We start from the raw sequence: 2,191 nt of genomic DNA, 5'->3' as shown, positions 1-2,191 counted from the left end.
GGCAAGCCGGCGCCTACGAGGGGCTTGGCAGCCCGGATTTGGGGCCCCTTTGCCCCGTTCATTGCACCGGCACCGCGCGAATCGGCGCCCGCGGCGTCTGCGGTACGCCCTGCAGGGACACCGGCACTGCCCCGGGGATCGCCTTGCTCGCCGCCGGCAGTTGCGGCGCCTGGATATCCGGCATCACCCAACTGCGCTCCGGCTGCAACTGGCCCTGTACCCGGCGCATGAAGTCATAGCGATTGAGGGTAATGCTGCGCCCCGCGCCACTGTCGCGAATGATGTAGGGCCGCAGGAACACCATCAGGTTGGTCTTGGTCACGCTGCGCTTGTCGTTGCGAAACAGCACCCCGAGCCCGGGGATGTTCGACAGCCACGGCACTGCGTCGTTGCTCTGGCTGTAGCCGTCCTGCAGCAGGCCGCCGAGCACCATGATCTGCCCGTCATCCAGCAGGATGCTGGTGTCGATCGCCCGCTTGTTGGTCACGGTGCCGGCGTCCACCGAAGCCCGCTGGTCGACGCTGCTGACCTCCTGGTAGATATCCAGCTTCACCGTGCCGCCTTCGGAGATCTGCGGCCGCACATTGAGCTTCAGGCCCACTTCTTCACGCTGCACGGTCTGGAACGGGTTGTTGCTGGTGCCGCCACCGCCGGTCACATAGCTGCCGGTGACAAAGGGAATGGTCTGGCCGACGAAGATGCTCGCCGCCTCGTTGTCCAGGGTCAACAGGTTGGGCGTCGACAACACGTTGGTGCCGCCCTTGCTCTTCAATGCCCGGGCCAGGACCTTGAGGTCCAGCACCTTGCCGATCCCCGGGATGTCCACCGTGCCGTTGACCACGCCGACGTTCAGGCCCTTGGGCAACACGTCGATGCTGGTCTTGCTCGCCGGCGTGCCCACCAGCCCGCTGCCGCCGAGGTTGACCCCGCCAAAGCCGCCGCGCCCGGCGAGATTGCCGGCCTGCCACTGCACGCCGAACTCGCTGGCATCGTCTTCGCTGACTTCGACGATCAGGCTCTCGATCACCACCTGGGCGCGACGCTGGTCGAGCTGGTCGATGACCTCCCGCAGGTTGCGGTACAGCGGGTCCGGCGCCGAGATCAGCAAGGTGTTGGTGGTGGCATCGGCCTGGATGGTCACGCCACCGGCACTGAAGGCGGTGTTCTGGTCATTCTGCTGGCCCGTGCCGCCCTGGCCGGCGCTGCTGCCCTGGCCGTAGGCACCACTGCCGCTGCTGCTGTTGTTCAGGTTGCCACTGGCGGTGGGCGTGCCGCTGCTGTTCTGGCTCGCGCCCTGGGCGCCCTGGCTGTTGCCGCCCATGCCGCTGAGCATGGCCCGGGCGCCGTCGCTGCCGGCGCTGTCGCTTTCCCCGGTGAGCAGCCCGCGCAGGGCCTGGGCCAGCTTGCCGGCCTGGGCGTTGCGCAGGTACACCACGTGCAGGTTGCTGGGGTTGCTCTGGGCGTTGTCCAGTTTGTAGATCAGGTTGCGCGCCAGTTCGGTGCGCTCCGGGCTGCCGGCGCGGATGATGATGGAGTTGGAGCGCGGGTCGCCGATCACGCTGATCTTCTGGGTCTGGTCGGCGCCCTGGGTTTCCAGCAGTTCGGCGACCATGGTGGCGATGTCCACGGCGATGCCGTTCTGCACCGCCACCACATCGGTGTCGATGGCGCTCGGGGTGTCGATGCCGTTGATGATCTGCGCCACCCGCTGCAGGTTCTCCGCGTAGTCGGTGACCACGATGGTGTTGTTGCCCGGGTAGGCATTGATCGGGTTGTTCGGCGAGACGATGGGCCGCAGCACCGGAATCAGGTTCACCGCATTTTCATATTGCAGGCGGAAGGTGCGGGTCAGCATGCCGTTGCCCGCCGGCTTGTCGGCGCTGTAGATCGGCCCGCCCAGCAGCTTGGCGTCGGCTTCGGGCACCACCTGGGCCACCCCGCCCACGTCCACCACGGAGAAACCCTGCATGCGCAGGGCCGCCAGCAGCATGTCGTAGGCCTGGTGCGCCGGCACCTGGCCTTCGCTGACCAGGGTCAGGTTGCCCTTGACCCGTGGGTCCACCAGGAACTGCTGGCCGGTGGAACGGGACAGCGCGCGCACCACCGCCTGGATATCGGCGTCGACGAAGTTCAGTTGCACCGGCTGGTCCCCCAGAGGATTGCGCGGCACGCTGGTGCTGCGCGACGTGCC

General features: G+C 67.3%; 1 protein-coding gene. It reads right to left on the bottom strand.

Annotation, left to right across the window (positions count from 1 at the left end):
* Nucleotides 1-58 precede the first annotated feature (58 nt).
* The coding region (gene gspD, locus F6S12_RS31280; RefSeq protein WP_315869810.1) for a type II secretion system secretin GspD at nt 59-2,191 on the bottom strand (2,133 nt) is incomplete at its 5' end.

This window comes from Pseudomonas sp. JV245A (genome assembly GCF_032424515.1).
GTDB lineage: Bacteria > Pseudomonadota > Gammaproteobacteria > Pseudomonadales > Pseudomonadaceae > Aquipseudomonas > Aquipseudomonas protegens.
Note: the sequence above shows the minus strand (reverse complement) of the source record. Positions and strands in the feature narration are given on the sequence as shown.